Raw genomic sequence first — 19,046 nt, forward strand, 5'->3', positions numbered from 1 at the left:
TCTTCGCCCGAGAATAAGATCAGCTGATGCTGGATGTCCGCCGTCTGCGCCTGCTCCGCGAGCTCGCGCACCGCAAGACCATCGCCGCGGTCGCCGAGGCCCTGACCTACACGCCGTCGGCGGTGTCCCAGCAGCTCACCGCACTGGAACGGGAGGCCGGGGTGCCGCTGCTGGAACGCACCGGGCGCAGCGTCACCCTGACACCGGCCGCGCTGCGGCTGGTCGAGCACACCGAGACCATTCTGGCAGTGCTGGAACAGGCGATCGCCGAACTCGCCTCGGCCCGAACCGAACTCACCGGCACCCTGCGCATCGGCGCATTCCCGACCGCCGTACACGCCATCCTCTCTCCCGCGCTGGTGTCGCTGAGCCGAGACCATCCGCGGCTGGAACTGCTTGTCACCGAACTGGATCCGGCCGCCGCCCCCGCCGCCCTGCGCGCCGAGACCCTGGATATCGCGCTGCTGCAGGAGTACGACTACGTTCCCCTCGCACCCGAACCCGGTCTCGACACCGAGCCGCTGTTCGAGGAAACCATCCACCTGGCCGCCCGCGAACCCGGACCGCTTGCCGCACAGGCTGATTCGCCGTGGATCGCGGGCACGCCCGGGACCCTCTGCTACGAGATGACCGTCCGAGCCTGTCTCGCCGCCGGATTCACCCCGCGTATCCGCCACCACGCCGACGACTTCGGCACCGTGCTGGCGCTCGTCGCCGCGGGCCAGGGCGTGGCACTCGTTCCGGATCTGGGCGCGCTCTCGACACCCCCGGGCGTCACCCTCACCGCGCTGCCGACCCGCCGCCGCACCCACCTCGCCTACCGCAGCGGCACCGGTGCCCATCCGATCGTCACGGCCGCGCGCACCGCACTCCGCGCGGCCGCTGCCAGTACTCGCGAGTGAAATCCTCCGGATAGAACAAGCACGGCGCCGGGGAGCAGGACGAGCTGGAGCCGGAGCAGCCACACCCCCGGCATGCGCGGCCGCCAGGGATCAGGAGGCGAGCTCCCGGAGCGTGCCGATGGCCGCGCGGATGTGGGAGAGCAAGGGGGAAGCCGAGATCGGGGCCCCGGCGGAAGTAGCGGCGTGGGCGGCGAGGTTGGCGGCGAGAGAGTGGGCGCGGGCGGCGGCCGCGGCGGCCCAGGACGGGTCCAGCCCACAGGCCAGCAGGGCGGCGATGATGCCGGAGAGGACGTCACCGGAACCGGCCGTGGCGGCCCAGGAGCCACCAGCCTCATTGACGAAGACCGGGACGCCGGGGCCCGCGACGAGGGTGGCGCGGCCCTTCAAAAGCACTGTGACCTGCCAGGATTCGGCGAGTTTGCGTACCGCCGCGACGCGGTCGGAGCCGGGTTCGGAACCGGTCAGACGGGCGAATTCGCCGGCGTGGGGCGTCACGACGGTCGGGGCGGCGCGGCCGGTCACCAGACCGGGTTCGGCGGCGAGCAGGGTGAGGCCGTCGGCGTCCACCACCACGGGCAGGTCGGTGGCCAGGATCTCGGCCAGCCGGTCGCGGGCGGCGGAGTCGGTGCCCGCGCCCGGGCCGAAGACCCAGGACTGGACCCGTCCGGTCGCGGAAATGGTCTCGGCGGCAATCACTTCCGGGAAGTGGGCGAGGACCTGTCCCGCGCCGGTGCCCGCATAGCGCACCATGCCCGAGGTGGCGGCGACCGCGCCGCCCGTGCACAGCACGGCCGCGCCCGGATAGGTGCCGCTGCCCGCGCAGACGCCGGTGACGCCCTGTGTGTACTTGTCGTCCGAGGGACCGGGGACCGGCCAGCCCGCGCCGACCGCCCGCGGTTCCAGCGCGATCAAATTCGCCTCGGGCAGTCGTAATCCGATGGGCACCAGCTCGATTCGGCCGCAGTGCGGTGCGGCGAGCGCGTGCACCGGCTTGCAGGCGCCGAAGGTGACGGTGACGTCCGCGCGGACGGCCGGACCGGTCACGGCTCCGGTGTCGCAATCGACGCCGGAGGGGAGGTCGGCGGCGATGATCGGACAGCGCACGCCCGCAACCAGTTCGGCTGCCACCGGGCGCAACGGGCCACGACCGGAGATGCCGACGATCCCGTCCACCACCAGATCCGGCGCGCCGAGCAGCTGACCGACCCGGTAGGGCACGGCGGTGCTGGTGTAGACGAGTTGCGGCAGCCCGAGCCGGCGCGGATCCGTTTCCCGCAGTTCCTCCACGGTGGCGGAGACGGCGAGAATCCGCCCGCCCGCTCGGCGCAGGGCCGCCAGGCCGGCCGCGTGGGCGCGTTCCGGTACCAGCAGGACCGCCCGCACCGCGACCCCGCGCCGCCGCAGGAACGAGCCCGCCCACAGCGCGTCGCCGCCATTGTCGCCCGACCCGACCAGCAGGGTCACCGCGCGACCGGCCACACCCCCGGTACGTTCCCGCAGTTCCCGCGCCACCACGTCGGCGAGGCCGAAGGCGGCCCGCCGCATGGGCATTCCCTCGGGAACCCTGGTGAACAGCTCGGCCTCCGCGGCCCGGACCTCGTCGGCCGTGTAGTACCCGCGCACCGCCGGTGCGGTCATGGTCGCCTCCCGGATGTGATTGCCTGCGTTGAAGGAGACTACGCCTGGCGGATCGCGGCGCAGGTCAGCGCGGTGCCCGCGCATGGCGCGCTATCGCCGGGTACTAACCTGGCTGGCATGTCGATCCGTCGCCAGTCGTCTTCGCGTGTCCTGCTTCTCGTCGCCGTCGTGGCCGGAGCGCTGGTGGCCGGGGGCTGCTCGTCGGAAGGCTCGAAGAGCGCGGCCACCTCGACAACGGCTGCTCCGGCCGCTTCCGCGACGGTCACCTCGACCGGTCCGGCGGTTGCCGCCGCGGTGACCGTCGAGGTGAAGGACATGAAGTTCTCCCCGGCCGACATCACCGTCAAGGCTGGGGACACCGTGACCTGGAAGTTCGACGACCGCGCCCCGCACGCCGTGCAGGGCATCGGCGATGTCGCACTCGGCATCAACAGCCCGATCATCCACAAGGGCGAGTGGAGCCACACCTTCACCACGCCCGGCACCTACCGCTATCTGTGCCCGCTGCACCCGGACATGAAGGGCACGGTCACCGTCCAGTAGCCGCGCGGCTATTCGACCGTGACGGACTTGGCCAGGTTGCGCGGCTTGTCGACGTCGTAGCCGCGGGCCTGCGCCACCTCGGCGGCGAAGATCTGCAACGGAACCGTCGACAGCAGCGGCTGGTACAGCGTTGGGGCCGACGGGATTTCGATCAGGTGGTCGGCGAACGGGCGCACGGTGTCATCGCCCTCCTCGGCGATGACGATGGTGCGCGCGCCGCGAGCCTGGATCTCCCGGATATTGCTGAGCAGCTTGGAGTGCAGCACCGCGCGGCCCTTCGGGGAGGGCATGACCACGAAGACCGGCAGCCCGTCCTCGATGAGGGCGATCGGGCCGTGCTTGAGCTCGCCCGCCGCGAAACCCTCGGCGTGCATGTACGCCAGTTCCTTGAGCTTCAGCGCGCCCTCCAGGGCGACCGGGTAGCCGACATGGCGGCCCAGGAACAACACCGTCGGCACGTGCGCGAACCGGCGGGCGATCTCCCGCACCCGGTCGGCCGACTCCAGCACCTGGGCAACGAGTTTCGGCATGGACTCCAGTTCGGCGAACTCGCGCGCCACCTCGTCCGGATACTTGGTGCCGCGCGCCTGCGCCAACGCCAGGCCGACCAGATAGTTGGCGGTGATCTGGGCCAGGAACGCCTTGGTCGAGGCCACGCCGATCTCCGGGCCGGTGCGGGTGTAGAGCACGGCATCGGATTCGCGCGGGATCTGCGCGCCATTGGTATTGCAGATGGCCAGGACTCGCGCCTTCTGCTCCTTCGCGTGACGCACGGCCTCCAGCGTGTCGGCGGTCTCGCCGGACTGCGAGATGGCGACCACCAGGGTGGAACGGTCCAGAACCGGGTCACGGTAACGGAATTCGCTGGCCAGCTCGACCTCCACCGGCAGCCGGGTCCAGTGCTCGATGGCGTACTTGGCCAGCAGGCCCGCGTGATACGAACTGCCGCAGGCGACCACGAAGACCTTGTCGAACTCGCGCAGCTCCTGATCGGCCAGCCGCTGCTCGTCCAGAATGATCCGGCCGCCCGCGTAGTGGCCGATCAGGGTGTCGGCGACGCCGGCGGGCTGCTCCTGGATCTCCTTGAGCATGAAGTAGTCGTGGCCGCCCTTCTCGGCGGCGGCCAGATCCCAGTCGATGGTGAACGGACGGAACCGGACGCCGTCGGTCGCGCCGGTGAAATCGGTGACCCGGTAGCCGTCGGCGGTGATGACCACGGCCTGGTCCTGGCCGAGTTCGACTGCCTCCCGGGTGTGTTCGATGAAAGCGGTCACATCGGACGCGATGAACATCTCGCCCTGGCCGACACCTACCACCAGCGGGGTGGAACGGCGGGCGGCCACTATGGTGCCCGGGTGGTCGGCGTGCGAGAAGACCAGCGTGAACGCGCCCTCCAGACGGCACACCACCGCGAGTGCGGAGGCGACGAAATCACCCGCGGTGTCCCCGGCCGCGTAGGCGCGAGCCACCAGGTGCACCGCCACCTCGGTGTCGGTGTCGCTGCTCAGCTCGACGCCCGCAGCCTCCAGCTCGCGGCGCAGCGGGGCGAAGTTCTCGATGATGCCGTTGTGCACCACCGCGACCCGGCCCGTGCCATCGCGATGCGGGTGGGCATTGCGATCGGTCGGCGCGCCGTGCGTGGCCCAGCGGGTGTGGCCCATGCCCGTCGATCCGGCGAAACGGTCCCGTCCCGTCTCGGCGAGCTCCGCCTCCAGATTGGCCAGGCGCCCGGCCTTGCGCTCCACCGCGAGACCGCCCGCGCCGTTCAGGATCGCCACTCCCGCAGAGTCGTAACCTCGATATTCCATGCGGCGCAACGCATCGACCACCACGCCGAGCGCATCCCGGTACCCCACATACCCCACGATTCCGCACATGGCCCCCTAGCCTAACGGGGTAGGCGCGCCGGACGAAGCTGTGGCCAATCTGCCCTCCGCTTCGCTCCCCGCTGCAAGCGCGGGGAGGCGGCGCGCAGTCCAGAATCGAGCGCTTCGCTCCCCGCGCTTGGCCGCGAGCCTTTGGGTGGGGTCAAAGCATCTCGTCGGAATTCCAGCTAAGTTCTACAGCGTGTCGGCGTCTGTGAAATCGCTCCTGAGCACTCTGACCCTGCGTGGCCCGCACGAGGTGCTGCGCGGGAATCTCGGCATCGCCGGGCTGCCCGGCGTGGTGTACACGCCGGGGAAGGGACTCAATCTGCCCGCGGTGGCGTTCGGGCACGGGTGGCTCACCGGAGTCGGCAACTACCGCAGGCTGCTGGAGCATCTGGCCTCCTGGGGCTATGTCGCCGCGGCGCCCGACACCGAGCGCGGACCCATTCCCTCGCACCTGAACCTCGCGACGGATCTGCTGACCACCCTCGACATCTGCGCCGGGGTGCGGCTGGGCGCGGGCAATGTCAGCGTCGATCCGAAGCGGCTGACCCTGGCCGGGCACGGCATGGGCGCGGGCGCGGCCGTCATCGCCGCCTCCCAGCGCGACGTCGCCGCCGTCGCGGCCCTGTACCCGTCCCCCACCGCGCCCTCCGCCGAGGCCCTGGCCCCCAAGATCGACGCCCCGGCCCTGATCCTGGCCGGCGCCACCGATATCGACTCGGTCAGCTCCAATGCCATCCCGCTGGCCGCCGCCTGGGCCGAGGGTGCGATCCTGCGCTCGCTCGACAAGGCCGGGCACAACGGCATGATCGAGGGCCGCCGCGCCCTGGCCGCCCTCGGTGCCGGCAAACACGAACCCAGAACCGAACGCCTCACCCGAGCCCTCCTCGTCGGCTACCTCAACTACACCGTCCTCGGCGACAAGAAGTACAAGCCCTTCGCCGACCCCGAAGCCGCCCTCCCCCACACCCAGCTCGTGGACCCCAACGCCATCGAGGAAGAGCCCGAGCAGCCCCAGAAACTCCCTGTCCTCCAACTCATCCAAGCCCTGCGCAAGTAGCCCGCTTCTCGCACGGATATCCCCGCAACCCCCTTGACCATGTGGACGCTGTGGCCCACGACGATCGCCGGGCCTGAATGGCAGGCCTCGTCAGGGAGTTAGTGGTCTGCGGCGCATCGCACCTCGCCGCTCCGGAACGTAATCTGTTCGGCGGCCACGTCATTCACGGTTCACCGGCGTGGAGTGGGTGTCGAGGGCGGGTGGGGTCCAGTTCCACAGGGGAGCAGACTTACGGGCAGCGACAGCAGCGCCGGCCATCTGTGTGAGCCGGGTCATGAGCCCGTACGTGAGCGGGTTGGTGGACAGACTGATTTTCGGGTCCTGGCGAGCCAGGCGTTGTACCCGTTGGCTGCGGGGTCGGCGGAGTCGGTCGTAATGCGCCAGGGCGGTGGGGATGTCGGTATCGCCCGAGAGCTGCGCAGCGAGCACCGTCGCGTCTTCGAACGCCTGGCAGGCGCCCTGGGCGAGGAATGGCGTCATGGCATGGGCGGCATCGCCGAGCAGCGCCACCCGATGGCGGGTGTAGGTGTCCAGCGGATCCAGGTCGTAAATATCGTGCCGTAGTACCGATTCCGGTGGTGTCGCATCCAGAAGGGCGGGTATCGGGTCGTGCCAATCGCCGATCCGGTGGCGGATCTCGGCGAGATCGTCGTCGTATCGGGTGTCGGGCCGGTCCTGGCGGACCGTGAGGAACCAGAACACGCGCTGTCCGGGCAACGGGTGGGCGCCGAATCGCGCACCACGACCCCAGGTCTGGAATCCGTCGACCGGCCACACCGACCCCGGCGTGGAGACGCCGCGCCAGCACAGGACACGCTGGAAGACCGGCCCGGAAGCATTCGGGAAGACCGATCGGCGGACCGCACTGTGAATCCCGTCGGCTCCGACGACAATGTCGGCCGTGACCTGCCCTTGACCATCCGGTGTGCGGTAGGCGACCACGGCCCCGCTGTCGGATTGCTCGATACCGGTGACTTCGGCTGCGGCGCGCACACATTCGGCAGGAAGGTGCGCAAGCAGTGCGTCGTGCAGATCGGCGCGATGGTTGGCCAGCAGCGCCGTGTCGCGTCCCGGGCGGAATCGCATGAGATAGCTACCGGCGGGTGTGCGCAATGTCGCTCCGGCCTGCGTCGGGACCGACACGGCGCGCAACTCGTCGCCGACGCCCAGTGCGTCCGCCGCTCGCACGGCATTGGGTGCGAACGACCAGCCGGCCCCGATCTCGTGCAGATCGGGGCGTCGTTCCAGCACGGTGACCGACCACCCTGCCCGCCGCAGCCCGATCGCGGCGGCGAGCCCGCCGATACCGCCACCGGCCACTATCGCCGTCCGCTCATAGCGAGTCGATGAGGTCGTCACTTTTCGTCCTTTCGGAAGGGAAGAGGTTCCTCGGTGAGACGCTTGGTCATCCAGTCGTAGACCTCATGTGCGGTCCGCAGTCGCCGGACACGGGTGGTGTCGGTCCCCGCCAATTCCATTCCGGCGGCGGTGACATCGCGGAATGCCGCCAGGCTGGCCACGCGCCGCCGAACCACGGTTTCCCAGGCGTCGTCGTCCATTCGGTAATAGTTGGTGCGCTCGCCGGGTTTCGTGCGTCGCCGTATGAAACCGGCGTCGGTCAGTACCCGCATATTGGTCGCAAGCGACGCCCGGCTCGCACCGACCGCCGCCGCAATCTGCTCAGCCGACTGCTCCGCTGGATCGCAGATCATCAACCACCCCAGGATCCGACCCGCGATAGGCGGCACCCCGTACTCAGCGGTGCAGAACATCGCCACCTGCTCGACCCACTCCAACACCCGCTCACGCTCGGAATCCGACCTACTCATCCCACCGTCCTCTCATGTTCTTCTAGAAGTTTCAGTATATACAGAAACTTCTAGAAGAACATAGGCCTGATGAGGGCGACCGGGTTTGGGTTCCAGTAGTAATCGCGAAGGAACAACGGATATGGACGTCGCTCCCGGTCGCTCGGCATGATGACCCTGAGCACTTCCAGCGGGTGTATCACCAATCCCCGACCGTTGGACGTTGCCACGTAAACGGCATGCGTTACAGGTTCGAACTGCGGAAACGCATTGCCCCAGAGGTCGTCTCCCGAACGCTGGTCCGTGGACATCGCCGCTGGCGGGCTCGCATCAGATGCGACTTCCTCGCGTCGGATGCGAGTGACTGGAGGCGACTCTGCGTCTCCCGATCAGTGGCTGTGCCGAACGTCGTTGAAACTTCGGCGACTACTACCGGACCCCATTACGGCGCGAGAGGTTCGGTGGTCTCGGGGATTTCGAGACCTTCCTCCGGGATCTCCATCGGCGCGCGCGGCTCTGCCGACCAGGGCGTGGCAGCGGTGAGTGGCGCGTCGAATCCGGGTTGACCCGTAGCTGTTGGCGGCACGGGGTTTTCGAGCGGGTGCGCGGGCACGGGCGGTGGGTCGGTCGGCACGGGCGAGGTCGACGGCACGCAATCGCCCGCGGCCCGGTCCAGAGTGCAATCAGGGGTGGACGGCTGGGTGCAGCCCGGCAGTTCACCGTCCTCGGCGGCGTGTGGCGGGGCCGGAACCTCTGGCGGCGCAGCCTGATCCGGGGTGTGATCGGGGCAGGGGTTCGGTGGAGCGATCGGCGGGTCGGGAACTGTGCAGGTGCGGGGTACGCAGTCTGGGTGGAGGAGTTGGTCCGGGGTGGGTCCAACCTCGCCGGGGTCTATGGGCTCGGTGTTTTTCGGCGTACCCAGCGTTCCGCCACCACTCCCTGTAGCGAGTGGGTCCGGGGTCGTGCTGGCATCACCGGCGGGCGCGGTGGGGGTGTGGGCCGGGTCGTCGGTGGCGAGGACGGGGATGCCGTTCTGATCGAAAGACAGCGTGTAGGTGTGGATTCGGCCGGATTCGTCGGTCGCGGTGAGGGTCAGGTCACCCGGAGGCGTGCGTTCGAGGACGAAATGCTTTCCGGACAGGTCGAATTCGAGCCGATCGGACGGGAGTGCCTGGCCCTCTGGGTGATCCGGGTCGGGCTTGGGCTCGTTTGCAGACTCCGATTCACCGGGCGATGGCGACGTCTGGCCAGCCAGGGAGCCGAGCTTCTCCACGGCGGCGGAAATACCTCGTTGGAGGCCGGTTTCGAGTTGGGTGAGGGCGTCTTTCAGAGTCCTGCTGAACTGGTCGGATCGCGGCTGGACCAGCTCCGGGAACGCTCCGGTTCCGGTGTCCGCCGATCCCACGGCGCCACCGGACTCCGCACCACCGGGGTCCGCGACGCCGGCCGTTTGCGTCTCGGCGGCCGGTGCGTCGGAACCCACTCGGCCGGGCAGGGATTCCGGCGGGACGGCCGACGGCTGGGCTCGATCCGGAGACTGCGGCTGGGTCGGGTCGGATGTGGTCGCCCCGCCCGACGGGGGCGAGTATCCCGGCGGGACGGCCGGCTGCGGCAGCCGAGGGTGCGACGTCGGCGGCGTTGCCGCTGGGTACGACTGTGGCGCTGGAAGAGGCTGAGGCGTAGGAATACTCGGGGCCGCGATCTCCTCGGGCTCGGGCAGCAGGGCCTGGGCGGGTTGCGGGTAGGGATGGTCGATGACCTGGGCCAGGGCCGTGATGATGGTGCGGTAGTGGGATTCGAAGGTCTCGTTGGTGGTGGCGCAGGCAGCGGCGAAGGCAGCGAGTTTGTGATCGACGTCGGCGCGGAACGTACTGGTGAGCCAGGGGTCGATGGGGTCGAGGGCTTCGATGTCGTCCGGGGTCTTGCCGTCGATGGCGAGGCGACCTTCGCCGTCCGGGGTGGGTTCGAGCAGGGCGAGGGTGTGTTCGGCCTTGGTGAGGACTGATTCGCGGAGCGGGTCCAGGGCGGCGGCGATGGCGGTGGAAGCGGTGCGAATGGTGTCGAGATCGTCGCGGGCCTGGCGCAGTTGGGAATTCACGATGGTGAGCGCCTCGGTGCCGGTGGCGCCGGTCCAGGCGGCGGGCAGGGTTTGCGCGACAGCCTGATGCGACGACCAACGCGCCTCGCCGTCCGTGAGCACTCTGTCCAGTTCGGTTCGGGCGGTATCGAATTCGACGAGATCCGCGCCTCGTTGCTCGTCGTAGCGGGCATAGAGATCGGCGAGGCCGAGCCCCTCCGGCGCACCGAATGCCTTGGTGTACAGGGGCAGAAAGTGTTCCCAGTACTGGAGGCCGGGCGCACCGTAATCGAGAATCTGGTCGACGCTCTTGCCGGTGGGGTCGAAGCTCATCGGCCCACCCTCGTGAGCGCGGTCGCGTGTTCACGGTCCAGGCGCGCGTATTCGGTGGCGGCGCGGTCGAATACCTCGGCGGTGGCGGAGGCGGCCGCGCCCCAGTAGCGCAGGCAGGCGGCCGCGCGCTCGAAGCCCTGGCGCACGGCTATGCCCTGCGCGGAATAGTTGCGCCCGGCTTCGTCCCTGCCGATGCCGAAGGCATGATCGCCGACCGTACGGGCATGCCGCCCAAGGGCCGCCGCATTGTCGCGCAACGTGGTGGCCCCGTCGTGCAGGGCCGCGATGCGCACGCCGAAATCGCCGGATTCACTCATTGGTCCCCCTCGAATCGCGATGCCGTGAAAACCCCCGCCGCCCCGGCTATGTGCCGCCGAGGTGTCCTACGTCCATGCGCACCCACTCGGTGGTGCCGTCCGGATTGTGGTGGAACTCCCAGGCCGAGAAGTCCCCGCCGCTGTCCACCACGGTCACATGATCGGCGTAGCCGTCGTGATCCAGATCCGTCCATACCTGCATGGCGTGATCGGTGTTGGTGGTCACGGTGTCCAGCAGGCCGTCACCGTCGAGATCCTGTGTGGGGTGCGATAACTCGACCGCGCCGAGCCCGCCGAGTTCCGTGTGCGCGTCGAGATCCGGCAGCTCCAGTCCGGGCAGATCACCCGATGTGACCATGATGTGCGCTCCTTCGCTGTGACGTGACTCTCATCCTGTCACTTTGCCGTGGCACCCGCATCACCCTCGATCACGAATGTGGACAACTCGCGGCCTGTGGACAACTCACTGCTTCGGGATCACGATCCACAGCGCGATGTAGACGAGGAACTGCGGGCCGGGCAGCAGACAGGACAGCACGAACAGGGCGCGGATGAGGTTGGCGTTCCAGCCGAAGTACTGGGCGAGGCCGCCGCACACGCCGCCGATCCACTTGTCGGTGCCGGAGCGGGTCAGTCGCTTGGGGGCCGGAGTCGGAAACTGTGTCGTCATGTCTCCCACTGTGCCCAGCTCGATCTCGGCGCACATCGGTCGCTCGCCCCAATACGACCCTGAACTTTCCGAGGGCCGGAGTCAGGGTGCCACCCCGAACACGGCAGAATCGCCCTGGTGAGCACCACTCTGCATGCGCGCGGCCTGGCCGCCGGACACGGTGAGCGGATCCTGTTCTCCGACCTGGACCTGATCCTCGCCCCGGGCGATGTGATCGGGCTGGTCGGGGTGAACGGGGCCGGGAAGTCCACCCTGCTGCGCATGCTCGCCGACGGTCACACCCCCGAGGGCGAGATCGTGCTGAGCCCGCCCGACGCCACCGTCGGTTACCTGGCCCAGGAACCCGAGCGCCTGGCCGGCGAGACCGTCCTCGAATTCCTGCGCCGCCGCACCGGTGTGGCCGCCGCCCAGCAGCTCATGGATGCCGCCGCCGAACGCCTCGCCGACGGCGGAGAAGACGAGTACTCCCCCGCCCTGGAGCGCTGGCTCGCCCTCGGCGGTGCGGACCTCGAGCAGCGCGCCGAGGAGGTGGCCGCCGATCTCGGCCTGGCCGAGAGCCTCCCGCACGGCCTGGACACCCCCATGTCCGTGCTCTCCGGTGGTCAGGCCGCGCGTGCCGGGCTGGCCTCGGTCCTGTTGTCGCGCTTCGACATCCTGCTGCTCGACGAGCCGACCAATGATCTGGATCTCGACGGCCTGGCCCGGCTCGAGCAGTTCGTGACCGGCGTCTGCGAGCCCCTCATGGTGATCAGCCACGACCGGGAGTTCCTGGCGCGCACCGTGAATCGCATCGTGGAACTGGATCTGGCCCAGCAGCAGGTCGGCGTCTACGACGGCAGTTACGAGTCCTACCTGGAGGAGCGGGCGATCGCGCGCCGGCATGCGCGCGATGCCTACGACGAGTACGCCGACACCAGGTCCGGTCTGGAAGCGCGCGCCACCATGCAGCGCAACTGGATGGAACACGGTGTCCGCAATGCCCGGCGCAAATCGAAGGTGGACTCCGACAAGATGGGCCGCAAGGCCCGCGCGGAATCCACCGAGAAGCAGGCCGCCAAGGTCAAGCAAACCCTCAAACGCATCGAACGCCTGGACACGGTGGAGGAACCGCGCAAGGAGTGGGAGCTGCGCATGTCCATCGCCGCCGCCCCGCGCAGCGGCTCGGTGGTGGCTACCGTGTCGGGCGCCACCGTGAGCCGTGGCGACTTCACCCTCGGACCGGTGACGGTGCAGGTGGATTGGGGCGACCGCATCGTGCTGACCGGCGCCAACGGTTCCGGCAAGTCCACGCTGCTGTCCCTGCTGCTCGGAAAGACGAAGCCGGACAGCGGATCCTCCGCCCTCGGCTCGGGTGTCGCCATCGGTGAGGTCGATCAGGCGCGCGGCCTGTTCCGCGGAACCGCCACCCTGGCCGACACTTTCAGCGCCCAGGTGCCCGACTGGAACGAGTCCGACGTCCGCACCCTGCTCGCCAAGTTCGGCCTGCGCGGCCCACATGTGCTGCGCTCCAACGACACTCTCTCCCCGGGCGAGCGCACCCGCGCCGCACTGGCCCTGCTCCAGGCCCGCGGCGTGAACCTGCTGGTCCTGGACGAGCCCACCAACCATCTGGACCTACCCGCCATCGAGCAGCTGGAACAGGCCGTCGAATCCTTCGAGGGCACAGTCCTCCTGGTCACCCACGACCGTCGCATGCTCGACAACGTCCGGGCGACCCGCCGCTGGCAGATGGACGCCGGGCAGCTCACCGAAACCCTCTGACCCCGTTCTCCCGGCATGTGATTCGACATGCCGGGACGGCAGGGGCTACTCAGACGGCGGCGACCAGCTTGGCGAGATTGTCGGCCAGGTGATGCGCCTGGGTGGGGTCGGTCGCCTCCACCATGACGCGGACCAGCTGTTCGGTTCCGCTGGGGCGCAGCAGGATTCGTCCCGTGTCGCCCAGCAGGCGCTCGGCTTCGGCGACGGCTTCCAGTACCGACGGCGCGACCGCGACCGCCGCCTTGTCGGAGACCGGGACGTTCACCAGTACCTGCGGGACGGTCTGCACGACGCTCGCCAACTCCGCCAGGCCGCGGCCGGTTTCGGCCATCCGAGCCATCAGCTTCAGGCCGGTCAGGACGCCATCGCCGGTGGTGCCGAAGCGGGGGAAGACCACGTGGCCGGACTGCTCGCCGCCCAGGGTGTAGCCGCCCGCACGCAGATCCTCGAGGACGTAACGGTCGCCGACGGCGGTGGTGCGCATGGTGATTCCGGCCTCGCGCATGGCGATGTGCAGGCCGAGATTGCTCATGACGGTGGCGACCAGCGTGTTCTGTACCAGGTCGCCGGAGTCCCGCATGGCCAGGGCGAGGATGGCCATGATGGCGTCGCCGTCGACCACGGCGCCGGTGGCGTCCACGGCCAGGCAGCGGTCGGCGTCGCCGTCGTGAGCGAGGCCCAGATCCGCGCCGTGCTCGCGGACGGCGCGCTGGACCTGCTCCAGATGCGTGGAGCCACAGCCGTCATTGATGTTCAGGCCGTCGGGTTCGGCATTGATGGCGATGACCGTCGCGCCCGCCTCGCGGTAGGCGGTGGGCCCGACCTCGGAGGCCGCGCCGTTCGCGCAGTCCACCACCACGGTGAGCCCGCGCAGATCGCGGCCGGTGGCCTGGACCAGGTGCTCGACGTAGCGCTCGTGGGTGCCTTCCAGGCTGAAGCGGTCGTGCACGTCGTAGACGTGCCCGCCGAGTCCGGGCCGGCCGAGCACCCGTCCGATCGCGGCCCCGGTGGGGCGGGTGAAGGCGCCCTCGGCGATGAGCGCCTCGATGCGGTCCTCGATGGCGTCGTCCAGCTTGTGCCCACCCGCGGCGAAGATCTTGATGCCGTTGTCCGGCATGGGGTTGTGCGAGGCGGAGATCATGACGCCCAGGCAGGCGTCGTACAGGCCGGTCAGGTAGGCGACGGCGGGCGTCGGCAGCACGCCGACCGACAGCACGTCGACACCGGCGGCGGTGAGTCCCGCGGTGACGGCGGCCTCCAGCATCTCGCCGCTGGCGCGGGGGTCGCGGCCGACGACGGCCAGCGCGCGCTTCTTCCCCCGACTCAGAACCTGAGCGGCGGCGGCCGAAACCTGCAGCGCCAGTTCCGGACTCAAAGAATCGTTGGCGAGCCCGCGCACACCATCGGTGCCGAACAAACGTCCCATTACCTCAACACCCCTGCTGGTTCGGTCGATACAGCACGAGAGCAGACGCCCAGCCAGTCCGAAAACTGTTGCGGGGAGCCTGCTCTCGTACAGGTTGCCGTGTAGACCGTACCGTGCCCGGCCCCCGGAAGGACCGGGCACGGTAGAGCCCGACGGCGCAATATCAGCGCTTCGAGTACTGAGGCGCCTTGCGGGCCTTCTTGAGGCCGTACTTCTTACGCTCGGTGGCACGCGGGTCACGGGTCAGGAAGCCGGCACGCTTGAGGGCGGGACGGTCCTCCGGGGTGACCTCGATGAGGGCACGCGCGATGGCGAGGCGCAGGGCGCCGGCCTGACCGGATGGGCCGCCGCCGACCAGGCGGGCGTGCACGTCGAAGGTCTCGGTGCGCTCGACGGTGACCAGCGGGGACTTCACCAGCTGCTGGTGCACCTTGTTCGGGAAGTAATCCTCGATGGTGCGGCCATTCAGCACGAAGTTGCCGGAACCCGGCACCAGGCGCACGCGGACCACGGCCTCCTTGCGGCGGCCGACAGTCTGAACCGGACGGTCGATGACGACCGGGGCAACGAAGGTCTCGGTGTACTCGGCCTCGGCCTCGGCCTCGTAGCCACCCTCGTCGACGACCTCCACGGCGGTGTCCTCGACGACGTAGTCGTCGTTGAATTCCTCAGGAGCGGTCACTGGGCCACCTGCTTGATCTCGAAGGGGATGGGCTGCTGGGCGGCGTGCGGGTGGTTCGGGCCCGCGTAGACCTTCAGCTTGCGAATGATCTGGTTGCCCAGCTTGTTCTTCGGGATCATGCCCTTGACGGCACGCTCGACCAGACGGTCGGGGCGGGTGTCCAGGATCTGGCCCACGGTACGACCCTTCAGACCACCGGGGTGGCCGGAGTGGGTGTAGAGGACCTTGTCCTCGCGCTTGTTGCCGGAGACGGCGACCTTGTCCGCGTTGATGATGATGACGAAGTCGCCACCATCCACGTTCGGGGCGTAGGTCGGCTTGGTCTTGCCGCGCAGCAGGTTGGCAGCCTGCACGGAAAGACGGCCGAGCACTACGTCAGTGGCGTCGATGACGTACCACTTGCGGGTCACGTCACCGCCCTTGGGGCTGTACGTAGGCACAGTGCATCCCTGTCTGTCGTAGGTTTTGCCAGCCAAGCGTGAGGTCGAGCTGATTCCCGGCGGCCGGTGGAGACCCGGGGCTCGCGCGACAACCGGTTGCCCGGCCGTACCGCACGCCAACGAGCCACCTTACCAGCGGGGGTGGCCGTCTCCCGAATCGGTCCCGGCGGGCAGGGAACACCCGACGAAGAGTGACCTATCTCACAGCATAAGCGGAATGAGTTCCTCCGTTACGGGCATTGTAAGGAGGACGGGAACCATCGCGACGGTTGGTGCAGCCGTCCTGCCAATGGAGGCCGCCATGGCGATCAGCATCCAGCCGACCCATTCGCACACAGCGGCGATGCCCCACCCGCATGCGGCCGCCATGCGCCGGATCCTGCTGACGGTGGTGACCGGCAGTCTGGTCTTCCTGATCCCCTGGATCGCGTACCTCTCGGTCAGCCTGCCCTCCGAACGGCAGGTCAGCCAGTGGGACATCGCGTGGGTGGGCTTCGATTTCGTGCTGGTCGGCGCGATCGGCATGACCGCCTGGCACGCCTGGCGGCGCCGGCAGGTCTTCATTCCGTGGGCGATGATCACCGGGACGCTGCTGATCTGCGATGCCTGGTTCGACATCGTGCTCGACTGGAACAGCCCGGATCTGTGGTTCGCCGTGCTCTCCGCCGGTATCGGCGAACTGCCGCTGGCCGCGCTGCTGTTCTACGCGGCCCGGCGGGTGCTGCGACTCACCATCGAACGCGCCTGGGCGCTGACCGGTCACACCGGACCCGCGCCCCGGGTCTCCCGGGTCGAGCTGCTGACCGCCACCAGCCGGCTGCGGCTCGACGATCTCGCCGCGGACGGATCAGATGTGCAGGGGCGGGCCCGGATCGGCGCCGCGCACGGGGCCGGGAATGGTGTAGCGCAGCGTGTCGATGCCGAAGCGTAGACAGTCCTGATCCCTGGGATCACCGACGGTGGCGATGCCCGCGTGCGGGAGGCCGGACACGAACGGCGTCACGGCACAGGATTCGTTGACCGGGCGCACAGTCCCGCCAGCGACCCGAATCACGGTGTCGGAGGGCGTGGTTGACGCGACCGGGTCGGACCGCTGGTCGGAGTGCGCGCCCAGGAGCGACAGCGCCGCCGCGCCGATGATGATCGGAGCGCCGAAGGGCTTGCGCATCTTGTCCCACAGTTTGCCCTTGCGCTGTTTGCGCTCGCCCTCGGAGCCGGATTCCGAATCCAACTGCCCAGCCGCATCTTCCGGCGTTTGCGGATTCGCCCCATGCGCCCCCGTCGACATCGGTCCACCGTACATCCCGCCGGACTGACCAGGAGCGTTTCCACCGGATCCAGCAAAACTTCCGCGACCTGAACCGGACGTATCTCCCTCCGGCCCATAGGGACCGACCGGGTAGCCGCCCGTGTTGTACCCACCCTGCTGCCCATAGCCACCCGAGCCGTATCCGCCCTGACCGTACTGCCCGGCGGCACCCTGCTGCGAGGCGTACCGGCCACCCGCATTCGGCTGCGCACCGCCCGGGCCGTAGCCGCCCTGGGCGGCCGCCTCGGAGCCCGGGGCATTCGCCGAACCGTAGCCCGTACCGGCCGAGTAGCCGGAGGCCCCGGCGCCCGAACCGGATTGACCGGAACCGTAGGAACCACCGGGTCCGTATTGGCCGGCGGGCTGCCCACCGGACTGGCCGTAGCCCGGTTGCCCGGCCGGCTGGCCGTAGCCGCCGGCCGGGCCGTAACCGTACGATCCGGCGGGCGCACCACCCGAACCCTGTTGCGCGCCTGCACCCGAGCCCGGCCCGGCATCGGCGGCGGGCGTACCCGGCTGACCGAATCCCTGCTGACCCGCCCCGACGCCACCCTGGCCCATGACCGTGGTCAGCTGATCATCGGCCGGCGACCCGGGCGGCCGCATGAACCGGCCGCCCACGCCCTCCAGCCCGGGCGGCAGCGTGCCGCGGCCACCGGCCACCGGCTGCGGCTCGGTGCTCGGGTTCTCGGTGCCACGCGGAACCCCTTGGCCCGCATCGCCACTCGGCGACTGCCCCGCCGCCGGAGCCGCCCCCTGCGCGGTGCCGGCCGCAGCCTGCGCGGTCAGCCGCGCGACCTCCTCGGCCGTCATCCGCTGGGTCAGGCCGCCGGGTCCGGTCGCCGGGCCCGCGCCGCCGCTCTGAGATGCGGCCTCCTGCGCGGTGATTCGCCTGGTGAGTCCTTCCGCGGCGGGATCGGCCACGGCCTGCGGGCCAGTCCCGGCTGCCCGTTTCGCCTCGGCGCCGGCGGTGATGGCCGCGGCCTCCTCGGCAGTGAGGCGAACGGTCGCGCCCGCCGGGTCGTCACCCGAGCGATCGGACGCGGCGGCGGGATCGACGGTGGGCTGCGGGCCGGTGCCGCGCGCGGAATCCGTTCGCTTCGGGGTGGATTCGGGTGCGGGCGGTGAATCCATGTGCCGGGGAATCAATTCCGGCTGGTGGGCCAGCGGCTCGGGCTGACGTTGCAGTGGCTGCCCGGCGGCCGGGCCGCCGGTGACATGACGCGGACCCTGTTCGATCGGGCGCGCATCGGCGCCCGCCGGCTGCGGCACGGCGGCAGCGGGCCGGTCGTAGGCCGGGTCGCCCTCGCTGTCGGCGACCAGCAGATGGGTCGCGCCCAGGACCAGGGCGTGCATCGGGTGATCGGCGACCTGGAAGCGGTGGCCCAAGTGGTTCTGGAAGGCCAGGCGCAGTGCGTCGTTGAAGCACACATTGCCGGTGAGCAGCACCGTCGAGGTGTCGGCATTGATGGCGCGGGCCGCGGCCATCACCTCGATGACCACATTGTCGGCGGCGTGGGCCTCGTGCAGGGCCTCGGCGGTGATGGCGACGCTGACCGACTCGGTGGGCTGATCGTCATTGCCGTGTACTGCGACGACCAGGCATTCGCGGCCGTCGGAGTAGACGCCGACCGCGCCGACCGCCGGACCGCGACCGGGCGCGCGCACCAGGCCCAGGGCGCGCACATAGCCGGAGAGCGCGACCGATTCGGGCAGCGGCTCGGCGGGCACGCCGAGTTGCTCGACCAGGCGCACGAATTCGTCGACCTTGGGGTCGGGCCATTCATCGGGGAAGGGCAGCGCGAGCACATCCGGCGCACCGCCCAGGTGCTCGACGATGGCCGCGAGCGGATTGTGCATGCGGGCCCGGAAGACCAGCTCGGCCGGCCAGGTCGCCCCGGCCACCACGATCTGCGGGTGCCCGATGATGTCGCGCACATCGGAGATGGCGATGCCGACGTCGGGACGCCGGTCCACGCCGGCGGTGTGCAGCCGGCCGGACGAATCCGCCAGCAGGTATGCGGGCGGTGTGTATGTGCTTTCGACCTGGACCGGGCGAATGGGCGAACCGCCGCCACCGGCGGCCACCGACACCACGTCCCAGCCGAGATGCACTGCCCCAACTCGAGCCGTCACAGTCATCAGTCTGCCTGCTCGCCCCGACGCATGCGCGACCGAATCCACACTTCGCACCCCGGATCGTGCGAAT

Annotated in this window: 17 protein-coding genes; 5 read left to right on the forward strand and 12 right to left on the reverse strand. The window is 69.5% G+C overall.

The genetic code is table 11. From position 1 onward, the window contains the following. Positions 1-26 precede the first annotated feature (26 nt). A complete protein-coding gene (locus ACIRRA_RS38180; protein WP_402778735.1) occupies positions 27-902 on the forward strand; it encodes a LysR substrate-binding domain-containing protein in 876 nt (291 codons plus the stop codon). Positions 903-992: 90 nt separating this feature from the next. On the opposite strand, the gene ACIRRA_RS38185 is transcribed toward ACIRRA_RS38180, so the two are convergent. Next, a complete protein-coding gene (locus tag ACIRRA_RS38185) occupies positions 993-2,540 on the reverse strand; it encodes an NAD(P)H-hydrate dehydratase (protein WP_402778738.1) in 1,548 nt (515 codons plus the stop codon). A gap of 117 nt (positions 2,541-2,657) precedes the next feature. Between ACIRRA_RS38185 and ACIRRA_RS38190 the strand changes: the two genes are divergently transcribed. After that, on the forward strand, positions 2,658-3,083 hold the full coding sequence (locus tag ACIRRA_RS38190) for a plastocyanin/azurin family copper-binding protein (RefSeq protein ID WP_402778741.1): 426 nt from the start codon (positions 2,658-2,660) through the stop codon (positions 3,081-3,083). 8 nt (positions 3,084-3,091) lie between these two features. Here the strand turns inward: ACIRRA_RS38190 and glmS are convergent, their stop codons facing one another. Beyond that, positions 3,092-4,960 (reverse strand): glutamine--fructose-6-phosphate transaminase (isomerizing), encoded by a 1,869-nt coding sequence (glmS, locus tag ACIRRA_RS38195; protein ID WP_402778743.1) that lies wholly within the window; start codon positions 4,958-4,960, stop codon positions 3,092-3,094. A 190-nt stretch (positions 4,961-5,150) separates the two neighbouring features. On the opposite strand from glmS, the gene ACIRRA_RS38200 reads away from it, so the two are divergent. Then, complete coding sequence (locus ACIRRA_RS38200) at positions 5,151-6,014, forward strand: dienelactone hydrolase family protein (protein WP_402778745.1); 864 nt, start codon at positions 5,151-5,153, stop codon at positions 6,012-6,014. A gap of 159 nt (positions 6,015-6,173) precedes the next feature. Here ACIRRA_RS38200 and ACIRRA_RS38205 read toward each other — a convergent pair whose 3' ends face one another. From ACIRRA_RS38205 to ACIRRA_RS38230, 6 genes are all read right to left on the reverse strand, one after another. Further along, positions 6,174-7,373, reverse strand: a complete 1,200-nt coding sequence (locus ACIRRA_RS38205; RefSeq protein WP_402778748.1) for an FAD-dependent monooxygenase — start codon at positions 7,371-7,373, stop codon at positions 6,174-6,176. Beyond that, positions 7,370-7,843, reverse strand: coding sequence for a GbsR/MarR family transcriptional regulator (locus tag ACIRRA_RS38210; protein ID WP_402778751.1), 474 nt, complete (start codon positions 7,841-7,843; stop codon positions 7,370-7,372). Before ACIRRA_RS38210 ends, ACIRRA_RS38205 begins: the two co-directional genes overlap by 4 nt. A gap of 421 nt (positions 7,844-8,264) precedes the next feature. Beyond that, positions 8,265-10,232 carry a hypothetical protein gene (locus ACIRRA_RS38215; protein ID WP_402778754.1) on the reverse strand — a complete coding sequence of 656 codons (1,968 nt, stop codon included), beginning with the start codon at positions 10,230-10,232 and terminating at the stop codon, positions 8,265-8,267. Beyond that, a complete protein-coding gene (locus ACIRRA_RS38220; RefSeq protein ID WP_402778757.1) occupies positions 10,229-10,549 on the reverse strand; it encodes a hypothetical protein in 321 nt (106 codons plus the stop codon). The genes ACIRRA_RS38215 and ACIRRA_RS38220 overlap by 4 nt, the downstream gene beginning before the upstream one ends. A 46-nt stretch (positions 10,550-10,595) precedes the next feature. Beyond that, positions 10,596-10,907 (reverse strand): DUF6802 family protein, encoded by a 312-nt coding sequence (locus tag ACIRRA_RS38225; protein ID WP_356997091.1) that lies wholly within the window; start codon positions 10,905-10,907, stop codon positions 10,596-10,598. A 105-nt stretch (positions 10,908-11,012) separates the two neighbouring features. Next, complete coding sequence (locus tag ACIRRA_RS38230) at positions 11,013-11,219, reverse strand: PspC domain-containing protein (protein ID WP_402778762.1); 207 nt, start codon at positions 11,217-11,219, stop codon at positions 11,013-11,015. 117 nt (positions 11,220-11,336) lie between these two features. On the opposite strand from ACIRRA_RS38230, the gene ACIRRA_RS38235 reads away from it, so the two are divergent. Next, positions 11,337-12,980: an ABC-F family ATP-binding cassette domain-containing protein gene (locus ACIRRA_RS38235; protein ID WP_402778765.1), complete on the forward strand. Its 1,644-nt coding sequence runs from the start codon at positions 11,337-11,339 to the stop codon at positions 12,978-12,980. Positions 12,981-13,029: 49 nt separating this feature from the next. Here the strand turns inward: ACIRRA_RS38235 and glmM are convergent, their stop codons facing one another. The 3 genes from glmM to rplM all read right to left on the reverse strand — a co-directional run bounded on the left by glmM (position 13,030) and on the right by rplM (position 15,528). Then, complete coding sequence (gene glmM, locus ACIRRA_RS38240) at positions 13,030-14,406, reverse strand: phosphoglucosamine mutase (RefSeq protein ID WP_402778768.1); 1,377 nt, start codon at positions 14,404-14,406, stop codon at positions 13,030-13,032. Between the two features lie 163 nt (positions 14,407-14,569). Continuing rightward, positions 14,570-15,088 carry a 30S ribosomal protein S9 gene (gene rpsI, locus ACIRRA_RS38245; RefSeq protein ID WP_402778771.1) on the reverse strand — a complete coding sequence of 173 codons (519 nt, stop codon included), beginning with the start codon at positions 15,086-15,088 and terminating at the stop codon, positions 14,570-14,572. Then, positions 15,085-15,528, reverse strand: a complete 444-nt coding sequence (gene rplM / locus ACIRRA_RS38250; protein ID WP_326309446.1) for a 50S ribosomal protein L13 — start codon at positions 15,526-15,528, stop codon at positions 15,085-15,087. The genes rpsI and rplM overlap by 4 nt, the downstream gene beginning before the upstream one ends. Positions 15,529-15,829: 301 nt before the next feature. Between rplM and ACIRRA_RS38255 the strand changes: the two genes are divergently transcribed. Next, positions 15,830-16,459 carry a hypothetical protein gene (locus ACIRRA_RS38255; RefSeq protein ID WP_402778777.1) on the forward strand — a complete coding sequence of 210 codons (630 nt, stop codon included), beginning with the start codon at positions 15,830-15,832 and terminating at the stop codon, positions 16,457-16,459. Here ACIRRA_RS38255 and ACIRRA_RS38260 read toward each other — a convergent pair. Next, positions 16,376-18,973: a hypothetical protein gene (locus tag ACIRRA_RS38260; protein WP_402778780.1), complete on the reverse strand. Its 2,598-nt coding sequence runs from the start codon at positions 18,971-18,973 to the stop codon at positions 16,376-16,378. The two genes, ACIRRA_RS38255 and ACIRRA_RS38260, sit on opposite strands and share 84 nt — an antisense overlap. Positions 18,974-19,046 lie beyond the last annotated feature (73 nt).

Source organism: Nocardia sp. NPDC101769 (assembly GCF_044766925.1).
Classification (GTDB): domain Bacteria; phylum Actinomycetota; class Actinomycetes; order Mycobacteriales; family Mycobacteriaceae; genus Nocardia.